The organism is uncultured Microbacterium sp., assembly GCF_945952435.1.
Lineage (GTDB): Bacteria > Actinomycetota > Actinomycetes > Actinomycetales > Microbacteriaceae > Microbacterium.
Window position 1 is genome coordinate 66284 of the sequence record NZ_CAMFHZ010000016.1, and the last position, 19875, is coordinate 86158.

A 19875-nucleotide genomic window follows, 5' to 3' on the forward strand; every position below is an offset into this window, starting at 1 on the left:
GGGTCGCGGCTTCCGCGATCCGACCCCGGGGCTCAGCGCCCGCGGGCGCGAGAGACGGCAAGCACCCCGGCGCCGATCGCGAGGATCGCGACGGCGATGCCGAGGATGTAGCCGGCGACGCCCGCATAGCCGCCGAGAAGGGCGTGGTCGAAGTTCGCCGGGTTGAGGAACGGATAGGGGTACCAGCCCCGCTCGCCCGTCGCGGGGGAGATCACCAAGGGTGCGCGGAGGAGCGTGTAGACCGCCCAGACCACCGGGAAGGCGGCGATGATTCCCAGCACGCCCCAGCCCAGACGTCGCCGCCGCGGGGCGAGCAGCACGTCCGCGACGAGCAGCAGCGGCCCGACGACGTGCAGCACCTCGTTCGACCACGGGACGGTGGACCCCTGCGGCAGCGGGATCCCCCGCAGCAGCAGGTTGTAGACCACGCCGGTGACGATCATGTACGTCGCCGTGCAGGCGAACAGGACGGCAAGGCCCCGCGGCTCCCGCGCGTCTGTCGCGCGTCCGGGATCGGCCGCGGCCCGTGCGATCCGCAGGCCCCAGACCCCTCCCAGGATCAGTGCGATCACCGCGAGCACGTTCGACTCGATCGTGAAGAAGCTGAAGAAGTTGGCCAGCACGGTCGGCACATGCGAGCCGTACGGGGTGGAGGAGGCGAGGGCGATGCCGAGCGTCACGCTCAGCTGCGCGACGATCGCGGCCACGATGAGCACGGCGCCGACGAGCCGCACGATCGACCACGGCACGATCCCCACCCGGTCAGCACGCCTTTGCATGCCTCGAAGATAGTGGGGATCAGGACGAGATCACGGGAACTTCGCGAGTGCTGTGCGGAAGTCGTCCGCCTTCGCCGCACTGAGCATGTACCGGCCGACGACCGCGAGCTGCAGACCTTCGAGCGGTTCGCCGGTGCGCTGGGCGGTGTGCTCCCGCGAAGCCCGGTACTGTCCCGTCGTGTCGTTCGCGAGATCCGTGATGTCGGCGTAGAACCACCCCGGATCGGGGCGATCGTCGCTGAACCACTCCCAGCTCACCTGTTCCTGCGGCGTCGCGCCCCCGTACATCTTCGGGATGACGCTCGGATCGACGCCGCTCGCCGGGTCGTTGAACGCGATCATGCCCCGCCACCCGTGCTCGCCGATCACCTCTTCGACCGTGCGCATGACCTCGAGCTTGTGCGCATAGCCGGAGACGGGCTGCGTCGTGGCCCACACGGGCGAGCTGTAGCGCACGAGCATCGACTCCCCGCCGTAGCCGTTGCGCTCCGGCCGCTCCTGCGCATCCGACGTCTTCACCCAGGTCAGACCGTACTGCGCCGTGAGGCGGGCGCGCACGTCCCCCATCGTCTCGTCCGCGAGCGTCTGCAGCTCCTCGAGGGACTGCTGGTCGAGGAAGATCTGGGGATCCTTGTCCTTGATCCCCGGATACGACTCCCAGAGCTTCTGCTTCGCCGTCTTGTGCCCCGCATAGGACCCGGTCGCCGCGGTGCGCACGGCGCTCACGGCCCCGAGCGTGCCCCCGTTGAGGACGAGCGCGACGGTGAGGGCCGCCGCACCGAGCCGGCGCCCCGGACGGGTGACGAGCGCGGCGACCACGAGGCCCAGCACGACGAGCTGGAGGACGAGCATGGTCGTGCTGAAGAACGCGTCGGTCGCGCCCATCGCCGCCAGCACGACGCCGACCAGAGCGAACAGGATCGCGGCGGCGAGGGCGATCCATCCCAGGGAGGATCGCGGGCGCCGGCTCGCCGAACGCGGCGGCGGGTCCTCCGCGGAAGAACCCGTCCGGTCTCGACCGTCGCCGCCGGCGCTTCCGTTCACCGCGCCGACGGCGGGGGAGACGGAGGGAGCGAGAAGGCGCCGGGCGCCGCGGTAGCCGCCCGGCGGGGGAACCGGAGGAGCGCCCGCGGAGTCGCTGACATACCGCGGCGGATCGCTGGGCTCTACCATGGCTTGTCCGCTCCTCCGCCGCCGTTCCCGTCCCCGTTCTGGTTCTGCTGGCGCTCCTGCTCGCCCTGCTTCAGCTTCTTCTGCAGGTCGTCGAGCTTCTGCGGGTCGGGACTCGAGGGAGGGTTCTGCTGCGTCGGCTGCTGCGGGTCCTGTTGCGGGTTCCGCTGCTGGTCCTGCTGCTCCTCCTGCTTCTGCTTCAGGCGGTCCTGCTGGTCCTCGTTCGCCTGCGCCATGTCGCGCTGCGGATCGGGCGATTGCTCCTGGGCCTGCGCGCTGTCGCAGTCCTTCGGCCGATCCGCGGTCACTTCGAGCGCCTCGGCGTAGAACGCGACCGCCGTCGTGTGATCCTGCACGTCGGCCGCCGCGTCCCCCTCGCGTTCGAGGGTCAGCGCCAGGTTGAACCGCACCGCGCACTGCTCCAGGCCGTGCGCGAGCGCGAGCGACGCACGGAACTTCTTCTCGCCCGCGGCCAGCTTCCCCGCCTCGGTAAGACCCACGCCCTGGTCGTAGGGCGCCTTGTATGGCTCGAACCAGTTCGCGGGATCCAGACCCTGGGCCGCGGCGACGGATCCGCTCAGGTCCCCGGCGAGGTACGCGGTGATCGACTGATGCGCGAACGCGTAGAGGCTGACGACCTTGCCGAAGAAGAGGGCGGCGGCGAGGAGGAGCGGAATCGACGCCACGCCGATCCAGCGCCGCGCGAGACGCCGTCGACGGTTGGCGGCGAGCAGCGCGTGCGCGGCCTGCGCATCGCTCGGCTCCAAATCCGCGACGGCCGGATCCGGGGTGAGGACGGTCATGCGGCGCCTCCCTTCTCCCGCACGGCGAGGCCGCGCATGCGCACGATGAGCGCGGCGGCCCGGCCGAGCTCGATGCAGAGGAGCGCGACGATCGCGAGGGCGACGAAACCGCTCAGGTCGGTCGGCTGGCTGAGCGGATCGTTCTCGCGGTAGGCCGCGGTCGAGCTCGGGGCGGGAGGGAAGACGACCTTCCGCTCGGCAGCCGTGAGCGGCGCGCTGCGGTGCGTGTACCGGACTCCGAGCTGCTCGGCGATCGCCCGGAGGTTCTTCTCGTCGAGGCGGCTCAGCGCGTCCTCTCCCTGATAGCGGATGTAGCCGCCTTCTCCGTCGAGCGAGCCCGTGGTCTCGCGCATCCGCCCGCCCTGGGTCGTCCCGTAGCCGAGCACGCCGCCGCCGGAGACGAACTTCCTGGCGTCGGAGAACGACTCCGGATCCGTCGACACCGTCTGCTCGCCGTCGCCGAGGTAGAACACGAGCCGTGCCCTGTCCGGCGACGCCTTCTGCGCGTTCTGCAGGGTCTGCGCGAGGAGCGTGTGCGCGATCCCGATCGAGCTCCCCTTCGACTGGCGGGTCACCTCCGGCTGCAGCACGTCGACGGCGGAGACGAGCGCGGCGCTGTCGGTCGTGAGCGGAAGACGCAGCACCGGGTTCGCGTCGAACGTGATGAGCGCGAAGCGGGCGCCGGGGTAGGCGGCGACGAGGTCGCGCACATCGGCGCGGACCTCGTCGAGACGCGGCCGTCCTCCCGGCCCGTCCTCGGCGACCATGCTGGCCGTCGTGTCCACGGCGAGCACGATGTCGGTCGCGGAGGCGAGCGTGCGCACCTGCCCGTGCGGGATGCCGGGGCGCAGCAGCAGCACTCCGCAGGCGAGGACGAGCGCGACCCGCAGGATCCAGATCGTCACGCCGCCGCCGGCGTCCTCGCGACGCAGCGCGCGCACGAGCATCCATACGGCGGCCCCCAGCACCGGGAGCACGAGCAGGATCGCCAGGAGCAGCGGGATCACGGATTGGAGGATCACAGGCGCACCCTCCACAGCAGCAGCACGAATCCGAGCGCGACCACGAGCAAGGCGGCGATCCACGGCTGGGGCACGTCGGTCCAGATGACCGCGGCCTGCCCCTTCAGCTGGGACGCCTCCTGCTTCTGCACCTCCGCGACGATGTCGCCCACGGTCGTGGTCTGGCGCAGCGCGTACGCCTTGCCGCCCGTGGTGGCCGCCGCGGCGGCGAGGGTCTGGCTGTTCGGCTCGTCGATGCCCTCGACCGGGTTGATCGTGTAGAGGCGGATCTTCTTCGCCGCCGCGTAGTCCGCCGCCTCCGGGAGACTGACCAGCGGGGATCCGTTGAGCTCGTTGTCGGTGGCGAGGATGATCGAGCGCGCGCGTTGCTGATCCGTGTGGTCGAAGCGCAGGACGCAGGAGGCGAGCCCGTCGCCGATGAGGGAGGCGCCCACCCCGTTCATCGTGCCGACCCACTGTTCCGGGATCTCGGTCGAGTAGTCGAAGCCCTTGATCAGACTCCGCAGGCGCTCCTGCACGAACCGGTAGTCGTCGGTGAGCGGGAACACCTGCACGGCCGAGCTGTTGAAGATCGTCAACCCGATCCGTTCGCCCTTGAACCCGTCGGCGAGACGGTCGAAGATCGTCGCGATCTCCTTATCCACCTCGGTCATGGATCCGGAGACGTCGAGGCAGAGCATGATGTCCCGGTTGGTGGTGACGGGCTGGACCGTCTTCTGCGCGATGGGGCGGGCGGCGACCACCCCGCCGAGGACGACGGCGAGCACGCCCAGCGCCACGACGCCGGCGAGGGCCGCCTGGCGACGGCGCACGGCGCGGCGGAACGACCCAAGCGCACGGATCCGCTCCGCGCGGGCGATCGGTGCACCGGGCGCGTCCCTGCGTGCCCTGTGCGCACGCAGGCCGAGCAGCACGCCGGTCGCGAGCGCGGCGAGCAGCGCGCCGAGCACGACGTACAGGACCCAGGGGGCGGCTAGTACCACGTCGTCACCACCTGTCGGGCGGCGGCGATGCCGACGGCGGGGTCCAGCGGCGTGCCACGGCGGAACACGCTCGGATAGTAGGTGCGGCCGATCGCCTCGATGAGCGCGGGGCGCACGCCGAGGCGGACGAGGTCGTCGAGGGCGAGGACGGGCGCCTCGACGCCGCTGTACTCGTTCACGAAGGAGCGCACGGTGCGACTGAGGTCGAGATGGGTGCGGCGGGCGTCGCGGTGTCCGGAACGGTAGTCGTCCTCGATGCCGGCGATCTGCGCGAGGTACTCCTCGCGCAGCACCGCGGCCACGTCGACGAACGTCGGCGCGGAGGGGTGTCCCGCGGCAGCGAGCGACCGTCGCGGGCGGGTGAGGGCCACGACGAGCCACGCGGCGGCCGCGACGAGCAGGAGCACGCCGATCGCCAGCAGGATCCACTGCGCCCCGTACTGCGCCGGCGGGTAGAGCTCATCGGCGCCGGACATGCGACCTCGCGTCCAGCATCGCCAGGAGCGCGGCGACCGCGGCATCCTGGGCGTCGAGTTCGACGCGCGTGATCTCGAGGCGGCGCAGCAGGGCGTCGGTGTGCGCGGCGTCCGCGGCGTCGGCCGCGTGCAGCTCGGCGGCGAGTTCGGCGTCGCCCTGGAGGAACTCCGGGATCGCCCAGTGCGAGACGACGTCGCGTCGCGCGCGGTTCCCCGGTCGAGGAGCCGGCTCCGGCGGACGCGCGCCCGCCGTCGGGTCGGCGACGGGAGCGCTCGGCGCCGTCCGGCGCGTCCTTCCGCTCCCGGGGGAACGGCGCGCGGGGCGCGTTTCGAGCACCGGCTCTGCGTCGCGCAGCGCGATCCAGAGCACGTCGTGCTGCACCCGCAGCCGGCGCAGCAGACGCTCGGTCTCCGGGCCGATCGGGGTGTCGTCGGTGATGACGACCACGATCATGCGCCGCGCGATCGTGCGCGCGATGTACGACAGCAGCGCGTCCCGGTCGCTCGGGGCGGAGGCGGCGTCGACCGCCCGGTCGATCGTGCGCAGGGCGTGCTCGAGCGCGGCCTCGCTGCGGCCGATCTCGCGCCGGCGCACGCCGTCGGCATCCCCGTCCACCAGGCAGAAGTCGTCGCCGTGGCGCAGGGCGAGCAATCCGAGCACTCCGACCGCGAGGATCGCGAGCTCCTTCTTGGGCCTTTCGTCGTGCGCGAGCGCGGTCATCGACAGGCCCGTGTCGACGGCGAACAGCACGGTGTGCATGCGGGTCGCGAGGGAGCGCCGGACCACGGGGGATCCGAGCCGCGCGGTCGCCTTCCAGTCGATGTCGCGGATCCGGTCGCCGTACTCGTACGCGCGCAGATCGTCGAAGTCGAGGCTGTGCCCGCGCAGCAGCGACGCGTACGCGCCGTCGAGCGCGTGCGTCGAGGTGCGCGTCGAGTCGATGAAGAGCTTCCCCTTCACCGGCGTCAGCAGGCTGGCCATGACTGTCCTGTGTCCGTCCGGGCGTCAGGGGGTCGGGACGGCGCCGAAGACCGCGTCGATCACGTCTTCGCTGCGCACGTCCTCCGCCTCGGCCTCGAACGTGAGCAGCACGCGGTGGCGCAGCACGAGATGGCGGAGGTTGCGCACGTCCTCCGGGATCACGTACGACCGGCCCGACAGCAGTGCGAGCGCCCGCGCGGCCTGCAGGAAGGCGATCGAGCCGCGAGGGCTCGCGCCGTACTTGATGTAGCCGCCCAGGGTCTCGCCGATGTAGGGCACCGGATTGCGGGTGACGTAGACGAGCTGCACGATGTAGGTGCGGACCGCCGGATCCACGTAGACCCGGGAGGCGATGTCCTGCAGCTCCTCGACGTCGGCGAGCGAGACCGTCGTGGAGGCATGGCGATCCGGATCCAGCGCGCCGGAGTCGATGCGCGCGAGCACCTCCAGCTCGTCGGCCGGGCTCGGGTACTCGACGATCTCCTTCAGTAGGAAGCGGTCCATCTGCGCCTCGGGCAGCTCGTAGGTGCCCTCCTGCTCGATCGGGTTCTGCGTCGCGATCACGAGGAACGGCCGCGGCACCTTGTGCACCTCGCCGCCGATCGTGGTCTGCCGCTCCTGCATCGCCTCGAGCATGGCCGACTGCGTCTTCGCGCTCGAGCGGTTGATCTCGTCGAGCAGCACGAAGTTCGCGTGCACGGGGCCGAGCACGGTGCGGAAGGATCCGTTCGCCGCGTCGTAGATCTGCGTGCCGGTGATGTCGCTCGGCAGCAGGTCGGGGGTGCACTGGATCCGCTTGAAGTCGGCCTTGACGGTGTCGGCCAGTGTGCTCGCCGCGGTGGTCTTGGCGAGCCCTGGCACCGATTCGAGGAGGATGTGGCCCCCGGCCATGAGCGCGAGCAGGAGACTCGTGCGCAGCCGCTCCTGGCCGACCATCCGCGCCGAGTAGGCCTGGGACACGGTGCCGAGGATCCGCTGTGCGCGCGCCATCTCGGCCTCGGTCGGGCCGGGCTTCGCGCCGCTCGGCGCCGAGGCGCGCGCACCGTCGGCCACGGGGTCGCTCTCACCCGACGACGGGCGCTCCGCGCGCACCGACGGCGCGGGAGGGATCGGTGCGGCAGGGGGGATCGTGGGCGCCGGTGCGACGGAACCCGGGCGGTATGCGGGCGGAGCCGGGGGGAGGGGAGGGGTTGCGTCGTTCGGCTGGCTCACGTCTTCCTGCTTCCCGGCCGCCGTCCACGGCCTCTGCCAGCGTAACCGCAGGGCGGTGCCGGTTCGATGGGCAGGAGTGCCCATCGAACCGCGCGTCAGGGGTCAGGCTGCGTGGGAGGTGAGCGCGATCGTCGTCGCGAGCAGGCCCGTCGCGATCAGGACGGCGACGATGGCCGCCCAGACCAGCAGCACCAGGGCGGACAGGATCACCCCGGCGATCGCCATGCCCCGGCCGGCCGGCTCCCTGCGCAGGCCGACGATGCCGAGGATCAGCCCGACGATCGGCACGAGGAAGGTGAAGCCGAACAGGATCGAGGAGAGGCCGAGGACGAGGGAGGCGATGCTCAACCCCTGCGGGCCCCGAGGCGCGACCGGTGCGGGCATCGCGTAGCCCGGCGGGATGTAGCCGGCCGGCGGCGTGCCGGGATAGGGCTGCGGCGAAGCGCCCTGGGGCGGAACGCCCGTCGGGTGATCCTGTGGAGTGGTCATCGTCGTCCCCTTGGCGGTCGATGGGCGGAGGAAACCGTTCTGAACTCGTTCCTAGCGCAATCGCGAACTCCCGTCATGTTTCGGCGGTGGGCGCGTCTCTTCCGTGGACGCGCGTACTCAGCCGGGAGCGCGTCCGGCGGCGTGGTCCGGTCTTCCTTTGGTCAGGTAACTGTCATCCGGACAGCGGACCACGCCACCTCCTTCCGCCCCCCGCCCGCAGCCTGCCCGCAACGCCGGGGAACCGCCCGACAGGGCCGGGGGACCCCTCCGATAGGATGGTCCCGCCCGATCGGGCCAGCTCATCGGCCGGTGCAAACCCGGCGAAAGCGAGGCGGCGGCTGCGGCCGCACCCAAGGGGGATACCCATGCCAGGAATCGTGATCGTCGGCGTCCAGTGGGGCGACGAGGGCAAGGGCAAGGCCACCGACCTGCTCGGCGAGCGCACCGACTGGGTGGTCAAGTTCAACGGCGGCAACAACGCCGGCCACACCGTCGTGGTGGGCGACGAGAAGTACGCCCTGCACCTGCTGCCCTCCGGGATCCTCTCCCCCGGCGTCACCCCGGTGATCGGCAACGGCGTCGTGATCGACCTCGAGGTGCTCTTCCACGAGCTGGAGGCGCTGAGCGCCCGCGGCATCGACGTGTCGCGTCTGAAGGTCAGCGCCAACGCGCACATCATCACCCCGTACCACCGCACGCTCGACAAGGTCACCGAGCGCTTCCTCGGCAAGCGCAACATCGGCACCACGGGGAGGGGGATCGGCCCGGCGTACGCCGACAAGATCAACCGCGTGGGGATCCGGGTGCAGGATCTGTTCGACGAGAACATCCTGCGCCAGAAGGTCGAGGGCGCCCTCGACCAGAAGAACCACCTGCTCGTCAAGGTCTTCAACCGCCGCGCCGTGACCGTCGACGAGATCGTCGAGGAGCTGCTCTCCTACGCCGAGCGACTGCGCCCGATGGTCGCCGACACGGGGCACCTCATCGCCGAGGCGCTCGACCGCGGCGAGGTCGTCGTCTTCGAGGGCGGCCAGGCCACGATGCTCGACATCGACCACGGCACCTACCCGTTCGTGACCTCGTCGACCGCGACGGCGGCGGGCGCCGCGTCCGGATCCGGCGTCGGGCCGGGATCCCTCGACCGCATCGTGGGCATCGTCAAGGCGTACACGACGCGCGTGGGATCCGGCCCCTTCCCGACGGAGCTGTTCGACGAGCAGGGCGAATGGCTGCGCAAGCAGGGCTTCGAGTTCGGCACGACGACCGGCCGTCCGCGTCGGGTCGGATGGTACGACGCCCCGATCACGCGCTACGCCACGCGCGTGAACGGCATCACCGACCTCGTGCTCACCAAGCTCGACATCCTCGACGGCCTCGAGCAGATCCCGGTCTGCGTCGCGTACGACGTGGACGGCGTGCGCTTCGACGAGGTGCCGGTGAACCAGAGCGACTTCCACCATGCGAAGCCGATCCTCGAGTACTTCCCCGGCTGGAGCGAGGACATCTCCTCCGCGCGCACCTTCGAGGATCTTCCGCAGAACGCGCAGGACTACGTGCTCGCGCTGGAGCGGATGAGCGGCACGCGCATCTCGGTCATCGGCGTCGGCCCGGAGCGCGACCAGGTCATCGTCCGGCACGACCTCGTCGACTGACGTGACCCGGTTCTGGGTCGGGGGCTACGGGCCGGATGGGGACGGGTCGGCCGACGGCATCGGTCTGCTGGCCGGCGACGAGGGCCGCGCGCCCACGACGCTCGCCTATCGGGGAGCCGTGGTCCCCGCGCCGTCCCCCTCCTGGCTCGCGGCGCACCCGACGCTCGACGTCGTGTACGCGGCGCTCGAAGGATCGGGCGAGGTCGCCGCGTTCGCCCGGTCGGGGGAGAGCGCGCTGACGACGCTGGGGTCTCCGCGCGCCGCAGGGGCAGCGGTCTGCCATCTCGCCGTGTCCCCGGACGGACGCTTCCTCGTCGCCAGCAGCTACGGCGACGGACGCGTGCAGCGCATCGCTCTGGGCGCGGACGGCGCGCTCGCGCCGGGGACGCCCGACAGGGCCGCGGAGCTGCGCGCGGCGCTGTTCGGCGACGCCGGCGACGCCCGGACCTCGGACGGCGCGGAGGCGTCGGATCCCTACGCCGCGGATCCGAATCGGCTGGACCCGAACGGCGATCCGCGCGCCTCCCACGCGCATGCCGCCGCGTTTCTGCCGGACGGGCGGATCGCGACGACCGACCTCGGCTACGACCTGGTGCGGATCTGGCGGCCGGCGGCGGCCGGCCTGACGCTCGACCACGAGGTGGTGCTGCCGCGCGGATCCGGCCCCCGGCACCTGGTGATGCACCCGAGCGGGCATCTGCACGTCGTCACCGAGTACTCCTGCGAGGTGTTCACCCTCGCCGCCGACAGGGAGGGCCGGTGGGGGCTGATCGCCGGCACCCCGGTCTCGGCGATCGCGACACCCGGGCACGACTATCCCGCCGAGCTGAGCCGATCGCGGGACGGGGAGACGCTGTACGCCGGGATCCGCGGCAGCGACACGGTCGCGGCGCTGCGCGTGCGGGGGTCCGGGGAGAGGGTCGAGCCGCTCGCGATCGCCGACACGGGCGTCGTCTGGCCGCGGCACCACCTCGTGCACGAGGGGCAGCTGCTCGTGGCGGGGCAGCGTTCCGACGAGATCTCGGTGCTCGACCTCGACGAGCGGACGGGGATCCCCGGTCGCGTCCGCCATCGCGCCCCGGCCCCGTCGCCCACGCACCTGCTGGCCGTGCGGTGACATCCGTCCCGGTCTGAACGCACGGGAGGGGGGCCGCGCCCCCTACTCTGATCTCGGGACCGTCGATCGGCGGTTCGAGAGCGTCGCAGCGGCGTCGACACGGGGAGGCGGGCGGCATGGTGGACGAGAGCGGATCCGGAGACGTCGGCGGCGTGCCGGGGCAGGCGATCGGGGAAGCGGATTTACGCCGTGCCTCTCCCCTGGACGGCGGGCACCGTCTCGACGACCGCGTCTCCTCGGACACGACCGGTCCCCGCACGCGCCTACCCCGGCCCCGGCCCCGGCGCCGCGCGGCGCGCTCGCTGGTCGCGATCGGTGCGGTCCTGCTGCTGGCCGCGATTGCGGGCACGCTGCAGCTCACCGCGAACCTCGGCTACGACCGCGCCCGGGCCGCGCTCGCTTCCGCGACGGAAGGCCAAGGAGGCGACGGCCTGGGTGCAGAGAGCGATCCCGGTCGGCGAGGACGCCGTGGCCGCCGCCGATGTCGCGCTCGGCATGAAGGATGCGCAGCTCTTGAGCGACTCGTCCCGCGCGGCGTTGAGCACGGCGCGGGATCAGACGGAGGATGCCGCGCGGACGGCCACGCGGCTCGTCTCGCGGCCGCTCCCGGAACTCGGGCGCAAGCCGGTCTGGTTCTGGGAGCTGTACGGCGTCTCCTCCCGGCTGGAGAAGGACCTCCCGGTCGTGAAGAAGACGACTCAGAGCGTCGAGGCATCGTCCGCCGCGTTGCGCCGGGCGACCGAGGCGGTCGACGCCGCAGGCACGGCGGCGGCCACGGCGGCGGGCGCCCTCGCTGCGGATCTGGAGTCGACGAACCGTCCCGCTCCGAACTCGGCGGTCCTGGAATTGCGCTCCGTCGCCGAGAGCCTCGCCGCGACCTCGCACTTCGACGGAGATACCGCCCAGTCCCTGCGGACGTACGAGACCGCCGTGCAGACCCTGCGCAGCGGTCACGCGGCCACGCTCGCGGCGGAGGCCGGGCCGTTGCAGGGGGCGCGGGCGGAGATCGAGGACTTCGCCCGGGGGCTCGCGCCCGGGGTCCTGCTCGACTTCGAATGGGCGGACCTGGTCAACGACCTCGGCGGCGCCAACGGCTACCTCTCCGGGGAGACGGTGTGGCCGGTCGATGACGGGAAGTACTCGACGATCCGCCTGTCCAACTCCGTCGCCGAGGACTGGCCGGGGGATTCCAGCAAGGCCCTCGTCGCCCACGAGGTGGGGCATGCGATCACCGTGAAGTGCCGTGGCATGTACGACACGACCGACAGCAAGACCGTCGAGGCGTGGGCCACGGCCTGGGCGATCAGCATGGGCTTCACCGACGAGGGCAACGGCACGCAGGCCTACGGCGCCCCGCCGGAGTCGCTCATCGCACAGGCCGCCGGCTGCCGCTGACGGCGTCGCTCTCTCCGTTGGCTTCGAGTTCTGCGACGATCTGTTCCCTGAGTCCCCTGACGCCCTCCGCTCCGTCGGCGCTGAGCGGTTCTAGCGAGGACGGCAACTTGCGACGCAAGACGATGCCGTAGGCGGTATTCAGGCAACTTCGGAGAGGATTCGGCACAGTTTTGGAATTGCGGAGTCAATTGAGTAGCACCGCGTCAACGCCCCGGTCAGTGTCGCCCATCATCGGATGGGTGGCACTGACCATTGGCGTGCTCATCCCGCTTATCGTCTCGCTCTTCGCGGTTCTCAAGCTCAGAGACCTCCGATGCACTGACGGGTTCGCATACACGTTCGCGCCGTTACTGGTTACCTGCGGCGAGCGCCAGCAGGCGGTCCTCGTGGTCGGCTGGGCGCTCACAACCGCTACTCTCGCGGGCTTGATCGTTGCGGCGATCGCAGCGATCACGGGGCTCATATCCTCACGGTCGGGCGGGTGGGCCCTTGCCTCGGCCGTTGCTGGCGTCGTAGTCGTAACCCTCCTCGTCCTCGCCAGCAATCCAGACGCCACCTGGGGTACCAACTCCTGGATCTTCTTCAGCGCAGCCGGTTCGGCCATCGTGGTCGGGGTAGCCGCAATAGGCAGCCGAATCGCGCGCACAACCGAGAACAAGAACAGGTCATCCGGGTAGGCCCTCACCACTCCAAGACCACGACACTCCGGCCGCGACGGGCGATCCGGCCACGGTGTGTGTCCATCTGCCGTCGCGACAACAACACTCGGCGCGTGGCGCAGCGCCTTGGTGGCGGCGATTCCGATCTTTATGTCAGCGCGGAATCTGTTCGGGTGGAGTGGATCGACTGCACGTCAACCCCTCTGACCGTGCCCGGCTCCCCAATCATCGCTCCCTCCCTGGGCTTTCTCGGCCGCGAGTCCGACGCCGGACGGAGCCGGAGGGCGCGACTTCTGCGAGTCTGGGAGAAGGCGTCGTCCTCGGGAGGGCGCGGACAGGAGGACGAGATGACCGACGAATACGACCTGATCGTGCTGGGCGCCGGGCCTGTGGGCGAGAACGTCGCCGACCGGGCGGTGCAGGGCGGCCTGACCGCGGTCGTCGTGGAGAGCGAGCTCGTCGGCGGGGAGTGCTCGTACTGGGCGTGCACGCCGTCCAAGGCGCTGCTGCGCTCGCCGCAGGTGCTCCGCGCCGCGCGGCACGTCGGCGGCGCCGCCGAGGCGGTCACCGGGGATCTCGACGTCACCGCCGTGCTCGCCCGCCGCGACGGGTTCACCAGCCACTGGAGCGATGACGGCCAGGTGTCCTGGCTGCACGACGCCGGCATCGACCTCGTCCGCGGCCACGGCAGGCTCACCGGCGAGAGGCAGGTCACGGTCACGGACGCCGACGGATCCGAGAGGGTGCTCACCGCCCGGCATGCGGTGGCGCTGTGCACCGGATCCGATGCCGCGATCCCGCCGATCCCCGGCCTCGCCGAGGCCCGACCCTGGACCAGCCGCGAGGCGACGAGCGCCGAGGAGATCCCCGACTCCCTCGTGGTGATCGGCGGCGGAGTGGTCGCGGTCGAGATGGCGACCGCCTACGCCTCGCTCGGTTCACGCGTCACGGTGCTCGCCCGCAGCGGTCTGCTCGGTTCGGTCGAGCCCTTCGCCGGTGAGCTCGTCGCCGAGGGGCTGCGCGACCTCGGGGTCGACGTGCGCACCGGCGCGAAGACGCTCTCCGTCAGCCGGGACGAGGACGGCGTCACCGTCTCGACCGACGGGGGCGATGTGACCGCCGCGGAAGTCCTCGTCGCGACAGGGCGCATCCCGCGCAGCGCGGACGTGGGCCTGGAGGTCGTCGGAGGCACGCCGGGGGAGTGGATCCGCGTCGACGACACCCTGCGCGTTCCCGGCTCGGACTGGCTCTACGCGGTCGGAGACGTGAACGGACGGGTGCTGCTGACCCATCAGGGCAAGTACCAGGCGCGCGCCGCGGGCGATGCGATCGCGGCCCGCGCGGCCGGCGAGGAAGTGCTCGACGCGCCCTGGGGGCGGCACGCGGCGACGGCCGACGCCGCCGCGGTCCCCCAGGTCGTGTTCTCCGAGCCGGAGGTGGCCGCGGCCGGCCTCACCGAGGAGGCCGCCCGCGCCGCAGGGCATGCGGTCCGGGCGGTCGACGTCGAGTTCTCCGCGGTCGCGGGGGCATCGCTGCACGCGGACGGGTACCGGGGCAAGGCCCGCATGGTGGTCGACGAGGAGCGTCAGGTGCTGCTCGGCGTCACGTTCGCGGGGCCCGACGTCGCCGAGCTCATCCACGCCGCGACCGTCGCGATCGCAGGCGAGGTGCCGCTGTCCCGCCTCTGGCACGCGGTGCCCTCGTACCCGACGATGAGCGAGGTGTGGCTGCGGCTGCTGGAGGCCTACGGGCGGGATTCGGCGTGAGCCGCGCGGCCGGATCCTCGGCGGATCGGCCTATCACGGGATTACCCCGTGCGTCCACGCTGTTCCCGATGTCCGAGGCATCGCCTACTGTCGAAGGACATCGCGTCGCCGGCGGCGGCGAGAGGCACAGATCGCATCGATCTCCCGAGGAGGGACGAGCATGCAGGCAGTATTCGAAGGGCGCGTCATCGCGAACGCCGATGATGCGGACGTGGTGATCATCGAGGGCAACCGGTACTTCCCGCCGACGTCCATCACCGAGGGCGTGCTGCAGGAGAGCCCCACGCCCTACACCTGCCCGTGGAAGGGCGAGTGCCAGTACTACTCGGCGCGCATCGACGAGCAGACCTACAAGGACCTGGCCTGGGCGTACCCGCATCCGTATCCGACCGCGATCGAGCGCGTCGGCATCGACTTCTCGGGGTACGTCGCCTTCGACCCGAAGGTCGAGGTGCGCGCCGGCGAGGTGCCGCAGGAGGGGTCCCTCGCCTGAGGGCCGCTGTCGATGATCGAGTTCCGATCCGTCTCGAAGACGTTCCCCGACGGCACGCGCGCCGTCGACGACTTCAGCCTCGTCGTCCCCGCACGAGAGACGACCGTGCTGGTCGGCTCGTCCGGATCCGGCAAGACCACGCTGCTTCGCATGATCAACCGCATGGTCGACCCCAGCGAGGGCGCGGTCGAGATCGACGGGGAGAACGTCCGCGATCGCGACCCCGTCGTACTGCGCCGCAGCATCGGCTACGTCATGCAGAACTCCGGGCTCATGCCGCATTTCACCGTGCTCGACAACGTGGCCACGGTGCTGCGCCTCGACCGGGTGCCCCGCAAGGAGGCCCAGGAGAGGGCGCGTGAGCTGCTCGACACGGTCGGCCTCGACCAGCGCCTCGCTGACCGCTATCCGAGCCAGCTCTCCGGAGGGCAGCAGCAGCGCGTGGGCGTCGCCCGCGGGCTCGCGGCGGATCCGAACATCCTCCTCATGGACGAGCCGTTCGGCGCGGTCGATCCGATCGTGCGCACCGAGTTGCAGCAGGAGCTGCTGCGTTTGCAGCGAGAGCTCGACAAGACCGTCGTCTTCGTGACGCACGACATCGATGAGGCCTTCCTCCTCGGCGACAGGGTCGTGATCCTCGACAAGGCGGCGCGGATCGTGCAGCAGGGCACGCCGGAGGAGATCCTCACCGCCCCGGCGGACGAGTTCGTCGCGGCGTTCATCGGTGCGGACAGGGGGCGCAGGGCGCTGCACCTCAAGCGGACGCCGGAGGGCACCGTGGTGGTCGACGCGGATGGCCGGGCGCAGGGCACCCTGGTGCAGTCGCCCGCCGACGCCGTCGCGATGGACGCAGGGACCGCGGGCTGACATGACCTGGATCATCGACAACCTCGGGCTCATCCTCGAACTCGCCGTCACCCATCTGCGGCAGAGCACGATCGCGCTCGTGCTCGGGGTGGTCGTCTCGATCCCCTTCGGCTGGGTCGCCTGGCGCTACCGGCTGGTGCGCGGTCCGGTGATCGTGCTCACCGGATTGCTCTACACGATCCCCTCGCTCGCCTTGCTCATGCTCATGCCGGCGCTGTTCGGATACTCCGCCATCAGCGAGACGAACCTCATCGCCGCGCTCACGATCTACAACATCGCGATCCTCGTCCGTGCCGTCGCCGACGGTCTTGACTCGGTCGATGCGGACGTGCGCAGGGCGGCGACGGCGATGGGGTACGGCGCCGGGCGCCGGTTCTGGACGGTCGAGCTGCCGCTCGCCGGGCCGGTGATCCTCGCGGGGATCCGGGTCGCGGCGGTCTCCACGATCGCCCTCGCCACGGTCGGGATCCTGATCGGCGTGACCAACCTCGGCTACCTCTTCACGAACGGCCTGGACCGCAGGCTCATCGAGGAGGTGCTCGCCGGCGTGATCGCCGTCGTGATCCTGGCGATCGTCGTCGATCTGATCCTCATCCTCGTGGGTCGGCTGCTCATGCCCTGGCAGCGGGCGGGCAGCTCGCGGCGCGTGCGCCGCCCGGTCGTCGTGCAGGGAGCAGCCGCATGAACGTCTTCGGCGATGCGATCGCCTGGATCCTGGATCCGGCGCAGTGGACGGGCACTTACGCGCTCCCGGTGCTGCTCGGTCAGCACCTGCTCTACACCGTCGTGTCGGTGCTCATCGCCGTCGTGATCGCCGTCCCGACGGGCTGGGTCATCGGCCATACGGGGCGCGGGCGCGAGATCGCCGTCGCCGTCTCCGGGGCTGCACGTGCCATCCCCTCGTTCGGGCTGCTCATTCTGCTCGTGCTGCTGTTCGGGGTGCTCCGCGTGCCGGAGGCGGCCGTCGTCACGTTCGTGCTGCTCGCGATCCCGTCTTTGCTCGCCGGGGCCTACACGGGGATCGAGGCGATCGACCGTCGCGTCATCGACGCCGCGAAGGCGGTGGGCATGACGCCGTGGCAGGTGTTCTGGAAGGTCGAGTTCCCCCTCGGCCTGCCGCTGCTCGTGGGAGGACTGCGTGCGGCGACGCTGCAGGTCATCGCGACCGTCACGATCGCCGGCTGGGTGAACCTCGGCGGCTTCGGCTATCCGATCATCCAGGGCATTCAACTCAACCGCTTCGACCAGGTGCTCGCGGGAGCCCTGCTCGTCGCGATCCTCGCCCTCATCGCCGATCTGCTGTTCGCGCTCGCGCAGCACGCCGCGGTTCCCGACGGACTGCGGGATCGCACGCGCTCCGAGGACGCGCCCCGTGCCAGGGCGCCGCGCGCCGCGCACGCTTGAACCCATCCCCATCACATCTGCATCACCTGCATCACAGACCACGCCAAGAGAGGAACATCATGTTCACCGCTCGTATCACCCGCATCGCCGTGGCGGCCAGCGCCGCGGTCGCCGTCGCGCTGACCCTCAGCGCGTGCGGTTCCAGCAACCCGCTCGACAAGCCCAGCGAGACGAGCGGATCCGGTTCGTCCGACACGATCGTCATCGGCTCGCAGGCGTACTACTCGAACGAGATCATCGCCGAGATCTACGCGCAGGCCCTCGAGAAGGACGGGCAGAAGGTCGAGCGGAAGTTCAACATCGGCCAGCGCGACGCCTACATGCCCGAGGTGAAGTCGGGCGCGATCAGCCTCTTCCCCGAGTACACGGGCAACCTGCTGGAGTACCTCGGCGGCAAGGCCGAGACGAACAGCCCCGACGACGTCTACGCCGCGCTGAAGAAGGCGCTGCCCGACGGGCTCGTCGCGCTCGATTACGCGAAGGCCGCAGACCAGGACACCTACACGGTGACCAAGGCGAACGCCGACAAGTACTCGCTCTCGTCGATCGCGGATCTGTCCAAGGTGCCGGCACCGGTCACGGTCGGCGGCGCTCCCGAGTTCGAGAAGCGTCCCTACGGCCCGGCCGCGGCGAAGACCGACTACGGGGTCGACCTGACCTTCTCGGCCACCGGTCAGACCACGCTCGAGGCTCTGCTGGCCGGTACCGTCCAGGTCGCCGACATCTACTCGGCCGACCCGGCGTTCGAGAAGGGCGACATCGTGGCGCTCAAGGATCCGAAGAACCTGATCCTCTCGTCGAACGTCGTCCCGATCGCGTCCAAGAGCGTGTCCGACAAGATCTCGAAGGCCATCAACGCCGTCAGCGCCAAGCTCACGACGGAGGAGCTCGTCAAGCTCAACGTGCAGAGCACGGTCGATAAGAAGCAGCCGGCGGACATCGCGAAGGCGTGGCTGAAGGACCAGGGCCTGAGCTGACCTCAGTCCGCGTTCGCGCCGAAGCCCTCGAGCATCCCCCGCATCACCCCCCGCGGGCTTCGGCGCCCCCTGCGCTCTCCCTTCCTCGGCCGATATGTCGGCCTAGCTGCAGAATGTCGGCCCGGAACGCGTGTCCGGGCCGACATTCCTGTGTCCGGCCGACATATCGGCATTGGTCGGGGTCGGGGCCGGGGCCAGGGCCGGGGGCGGTGGGGGGCGTATCGGCCGGGCCCGAGGCGGTGGTGCGGCGTGGACCGACACGGCGTGGAGCGACACGGGGGACCGATATGTCGGCGCGATTTCGGAATGTCGGAGCCGACCGCGGATCTGGGCCGACATTCTTGCGTTCACCCGACATATCGGTACCCCGGGGAGTGGGACCGCGGAGAGCGGGAACCGGGGAGATCGGCAACTGGGGAGAGCGGGAACCGCGGAGCGCGGCAATCGAGGAGAGTCAGCCGAGGTGGCGGGCGAAGAAGCGGGCTGCGTCCTCGCCCGCGTGCTCCGGAACTCCCGTGTGGCCGCCCAGGTTGGCCTGGAGTGTCTTCTCGGCGGATCCGAATGCATCGAACACGTCGAGCGCGCGCTGCCGGTCATTGCCGTCGTCGTCCCACTGCAGCAGAACGTGCACCGGGATCGTCACGCGCCGCGCCTCGTCGAGCAGGCGCAGTGGCACATAGCTGCCGGCGAAGAGTCCGGCGGCGACGATCCGGGGCTCGGTCGCGACAAGGCGGATCGCGATGGCCAGCACACCGCCCGAGAAGGCGACGGGACCGCCGATCTCGGGAAGGGCCAACAGCTCGTCCAGCGCCGCCCGCCATTCGGGAACGGCGCGATCCACGAGAGGGAGGATGAGGCGGTCGATGACCTCCTCGCTCGGCCGCTCACCCCTGCCGAGCGCCCGCCGCAGCGCGGACCTGGCCTCGTCGAGCTCCGGGAGCGCATCGCGGTCGCCGTTTCCCGGCATCTCGATCGCGGCCGACGCGTAGCCGAGAGCGGCGGCCGACCGGGCACGCGCCTCCAGACGTGGTCGCATGCGTTCGAGGCCAGGGCCGCTCGGGTGCCCGAGGAGGATCAGGGCGGCGGGGGAATCGGCGGACGCGGATCCGGGCGTCCAGAGGACTCCGTGGATCCGGTCGCCATCGTGGCCCGGATCGAGGAGGAAGTCGCGCTCGACGATGCCGTCGTCGCGCAGATTCTCGGAGAGGATCTCCATAGTCGTGCCTTTCGGGAGTGCATCGGAACGGCGCTCCCGGGCGGTCTATCGCCCGACCGTGACCTCGAGGAGGAGCACCCACGTCGTTTCGTTCACGGGGACCACCTCCTCTGCATCGGCCGGCACGGCATGGGTGAGACTAGCACGGCGCCGTCCGCGCGAGGGTCGAGGCATCGCGGGGTGGGGGTGGCGCGTTTCGTCTCGGGCGCCTGCGGCGTCCTCGCTCAACGTCCGGGTTGGGGTGGCGTGTTTCGTTTCGGGTGCCTGGGGTGTGTTCGCTCAACGTCCGAGGTGGGGGTGGTGCGTTTCGTCTCCGGTGCCTGGGGCGTCCTCGCTCAACGTCCGGGGTGGGGGTGGTGCGTTTCGTCTCGGGCGCCGGCGGTGTGCTCGCTCAACAGCCGGGATGGATCAGT

20 protein-coding genes are annotated in these 19875 nt (G+C 70.8%); 10 read left to right on the forward strand and 10 right to left on the reverse strand.

Translation table 11 applies throughout. The features are described 5' to 3' along the window. Nucleotides 1-32 precede the first annotated feature (32 nt). The 9 genes from Q0P88_RS09990 to Q0P88_RS10030 all read right to left on the reverse strand — a co-directional run bounded on the left by Q0P88_RS09990 (nucleotide 33) and on the right by Q0P88_RS10030 (nucleotide 7916). Complete coding sequence (locus Q0P88_RS09990; RefSeq protein WP_295013663.1) at nucleotides 33-779, reverse strand: Pr6Pr family membrane protein; 747 nt, start codon at nucleotides 777-779, stop codon at nucleotides 33-35. Nucleotides 780-809: 30 nt separating this feature from the next. Next, on the reverse strand, nucleotides 810-1952 hold the full coding sequence (locus Q0P88_RS09995) for a hypothetical protein (RefSeq protein WP_295013664.1): 1143 nt from the start codon (nucleotides 1950-1952) through the stop codon (nucleotides 810-812). Further along, the gene (locus tag Q0P88_RS10000; protein ID WP_295013666.1) at nucleotides 1946-2752 is read right to left on the reverse strand and encodes a hypothetical protein; all 807 of its coding nucleotides are present in this window, start codon (nucleotides 2750-2752) and stop codon (nucleotides 1946-1948) included. Before Q0P88_RS10000 ends, Q0P88_RS09995 begins: the two co-directional genes overlap by 7 nt. Further along, nucleotides 2749-3774: a VWA domain-containing protein gene (locus tag Q0P88_RS10005; protein WP_295013668.1), complete on the reverse strand. Its 1026-nt coding sequence runs from the start codon at nucleotides 3772-3774 to the stop codon at nucleotides 2749-2751. Before Q0P88_RS10005 ends, Q0P88_RS10000 begins: the two co-directional genes overlap by 4 nt. After that, nucleotides 3771-4757: a VWA domain-containing protein gene (locus Q0P88_RS10010; RefSeq protein WP_295013670.1), complete on the reverse strand. Its 987-nt coding sequence runs from the start codon at nucleotides 4755-4757 to the stop codon at nucleotides 3771-3773. Before Q0P88_RS10010 ends, Q0P88_RS10005 begins: the two co-directional genes overlap by 4 nt. After that, nucleotides 4748-5233, reverse strand: a complete 486-nt coding sequence (locus Q0P88_RS10015; protein ID WP_295013672.1) for a hypothetical protein — start codon at nucleotides 5231-5233, stop codon at nucleotides 4748-4750. Before Q0P88_RS10015 ends, Q0P88_RS10010 begins: the two co-directional genes overlap by 10 nt. Continuing rightward, a complete protein-coding gene (locus Q0P88_RS10020; protein WP_295013674.1) occupies nucleotides 5217-6215 on the reverse strand; it encodes a DUF58 domain-containing protein in 999 nt (332 codons plus the stop codon). Before Q0P88_RS10020 ends, Q0P88_RS10015 begins: the two co-directional genes overlap by 17 nt. Nucleotides 6216-6239: 24 nt before the next feature. After that, the gene (locus Q0P88_RS10025) at nucleotides 6240-7205 is read right to left on the reverse strand and encodes a MoxR family ATPase (protein WP_295013707.1); all 966 of its coding nucleotides are present in this window, start codon (nucleotides 7203-7205) and stop codon (nucleotides 6240-6242) included. Between the two features lie 324 nt (nucleotides 7206-7529). After that, nucleotides 7530-7916 (reverse strand): DUF4190 domain-containing protein, encoded by a 387-nt coding sequence (locus Q0P88_RS10030; protein ID WP_295013676.1) that lies wholly within the window; start codon nucleotides 7914-7916, stop codon nucleotides 7530-7532. Between the two features lie 365 nt (nucleotides 7917-8281). On the opposite strand from Q0P88_RS10030, the gene Q0P88_RS10035 reads away from it, so the two are divergent. The 10 genes from Q0P88_RS10035 to Q0P88_RS10080 all read left to right on the forward strand — a co-directional run bounded on the left by Q0P88_RS10035 (nucleotide 8282) and on the right by Q0P88_RS10080 (nucleotide 18246). Further along, the gene (locus tag Q0P88_RS10035; protein ID WP_295013678.1) at nucleotides 8282-9568 is read left to right on the forward strand and encodes an adenylosuccinate synthase; all 1287 of its coding nucleotides are present in this window, start codon (nucleotides 8282-8284) and stop codon (nucleotides 9566-9568) included. 1 nt (nucleotide 9569) lies between these two features. Beyond that, nucleotides 9570-10685, forward strand: coding sequence for a beta-propeller fold lactonase family protein (locus tag Q0P88_RS10040; protein WP_295013680.1), 1116 nt, complete (start codon nucleotides 9570-9572; stop codon nucleotides 10683-10685). A 435-nt stretch (nucleotides 10686-11120) separates the two neighbouring features. Then, a complete protein-coding gene (locus Q0P88_RS10045) occupies nucleotides 11121-12080 on the forward strand; it encodes a hypothetical protein (RefSeq protein ID WP_295013682.1) in 960 nt (319 codons plus the stop codon). Between the two features lie 239 nt (nucleotides 12081-12319). After that, nucleotides 12320-12757, forward strand: coding sequence for a hypothetical protein (locus Q0P88_RS10050; protein WP_295013684.1), 438 nt, complete (start codon nucleotides 12320-12322; stop codon nucleotides 12755-12757). A gap of 329 nt (nucleotides 12758-13086) precedes the next feature. Continuing rightward, entirely contained in the window at nucleotides 13087-14505 is a 1419-nt protein-coding gene (locus Q0P88_RS10055) for an NAD(P)/FAD-dependent oxidoreductase (protein ID WP_295013686.1), read from the forward strand. A gap of 160 nt (nucleotides 14506-14665) precedes the next feature. Further along, the gene (locus Q0P88_RS10060) at nucleotides 14666-14998 is read left to right on the forward strand and encodes a DUF427 domain-containing protein (protein ID WP_295013688.1); all 333 of its coding nucleotides are present in this window, start codon (nucleotides 14666-14668) and stop codon (nucleotides 14996-14998) included. Nucleotides 14999-15010: 12 nt separating this feature from the next. Continuing rightward, the gene (locus tag Q0P88_RS10065) at nucleotides 15011-15865 is read left to right on the forward strand and encodes an ABC transporter ATP-binding protein (RefSeq protein ID WP_295013690.1); all 855 of its coding nucleotides are present in this window, start codon (nucleotides 15011-15013) and stop codon (nucleotides 15863-15865) included. Nucleotide 15866: 1 nt separating this feature from the next. Then, on the forward strand, nucleotides 15867-16550 hold the full coding sequence (locus tag Q0P88_RS10070; RefSeq protein ID WP_295013692.1) for an ABC transporter permease: 684 nt from the start codon (nucleotides 15867-15869) through the stop codon (nucleotides 16548-16550). Then, nucleotides 16547-17269, forward strand: a complete 723-nt coding sequence (locus Q0P88_RS10075; protein WP_295013694.1) for an ABC transporter permease — start codon at nucleotides 16547-16549, stop codon at nucleotides 17267-17269. The genes Q0P88_RS10070 and Q0P88_RS10075 overlap by 4 nt, the downstream gene beginning before the upstream one ends. Before the next feature lie 59 nt (nucleotides 17270-17328). After that, nucleotides 17329-18246: an ABC transporter substrate-binding protein gene (locus tag Q0P88_RS10080; RefSeq protein WP_295013696.1), complete on the forward strand. Its 918-nt coding sequence runs from the start codon at nucleotides 17329-17331 to the stop codon at nucleotides 18244-18246. 454 nt (nucleotides 18247-18700) lie between these two features. Here Q0P88_RS10080 and Q0P88_RS10085 read toward each other — a convergent pair whose 3' ends face one another. Next, nucleotides 18701-19462: an alpha/beta hydrolase gene (locus Q0P88_RS10085; RefSeq protein WP_295013698.1), complete on the reverse strand. Its 762-nt coding sequence runs from the start codon at nucleotides 19460-19462 to the stop codon at nucleotides 18701-18703. Nucleotides 19463-19875: the final 413 nt, after the last annotated feature.

Excerpts from the sequence above, each read along its gene's own strand:
- Q0P88_RS09990 (WP_295013663.1), bottom strand. The coding sequence starts at position 779 with ATGCAAAGGCGTGCTGACCGGGTGGGGATCGTGCCGTGGTCGATCGTG.
- Q0P88_RS09995 (WP_295013664.1), bottom strand. The coding sequence starts at position 1,952 with ATGGTAGAGCCCAGCGATCCGCCGCGGTATGTCAGCGACTCCGCGGGC.
- Q0P88_RS10000 (WP_295013666.1), bottom strand. The coding sequence starts at position 2,752 with ATGACCGTCCTCACCCCGGATCCGGCCGTCGCGGATTTGGAGCCGAGC.
- Q0P88_RS10015 (WP_295013672.1), bottom strand. The coding sequence starts at position 5,233 with ATGTCCGGCGCCGATGAGCTCTACCCGCCGGCGCAGTACGGGGCGCAG.
- Q0P88_RS10020 (WP_295013674.1), bottom strand. The coding sequence starts at position 6,215 with ATGGCCAGCCTGCTGACGCCGGTGAAGGGGAAGCTCTTCATCGACTCG.
- Q0P88_RS10025 (WP_295013707.1), bottom strand. The coding sequence starts at position 7,205 with ATGGCGCGCGCACAGCGGATCCTCGGCACCGTGTCCCAGGCCTACTCG.
- Q0P88_RS10030 (WP_295013676.1), bottom strand. The coding sequence starts at position 7,916 with ATGACCACTCCACAGGATCACCCGACGGGCGTTCCGCCCCAGGGCGCT.
- Q0P88_RS10035 (WP_295013678.1), top strand. The coding sequence starts at position 8,282 with ATGCCAGGAATCGTGATCGTCGGCGTCCAGTGGGGCGACGAGGGCAAG.
- Q0P88_RS10055 (WP_295013686.1), top strand. The coding sequence starts at position 13,087 with ATGACCGACGAATACGACCTGATCGTGCTGGGCGCCGGGCCTGTGGGC.
- Q0P88_RS10060 (WP_295013688.1), top strand. The coding sequence starts at position 14,666 with ATGCAGGCAGTATTCGAAGGGCGCGTCATCGCGAACGCCGATGATGCG.
- Q0P88_RS10065 (WP_295013690.1), top strand. The coding sequence starts at position 15,011 with ATGATCGAGTTCCGATCCGTCTCGAAGACGTTCCCCGACGGCACGCGC.
- Q0P88_RS10070 (WP_295013692.1), top strand. The coding sequence starts at position 15,867 with ATGACCTGGATCATCGACAACCTCGGGCTCATCCTCGAACTCGCCGTC.
- Q0P88_RS10075 (WP_295013694.1), top strand. The coding sequence starts at position 16,547 with ATGAACGTCTTCGGCGATGCGATCGCCTGGATCCTGGATCCGGCGCAG.
- Q0P88_RS10080 (WP_295013696.1), top strand. The coding sequence starts at position 17,329 with ATGTTCACCGCTCGTATCACCCGCATCGCCGTGGCGGCCAGCGCCGCG.
- Q0P88_RS10085 (WP_295013698.1), bottom strand. The coding sequence starts at position 19,462 with ATGGAGATCCTCTCCGAGAATCTGCGCGACGACGGCATCGTCGAGCGC.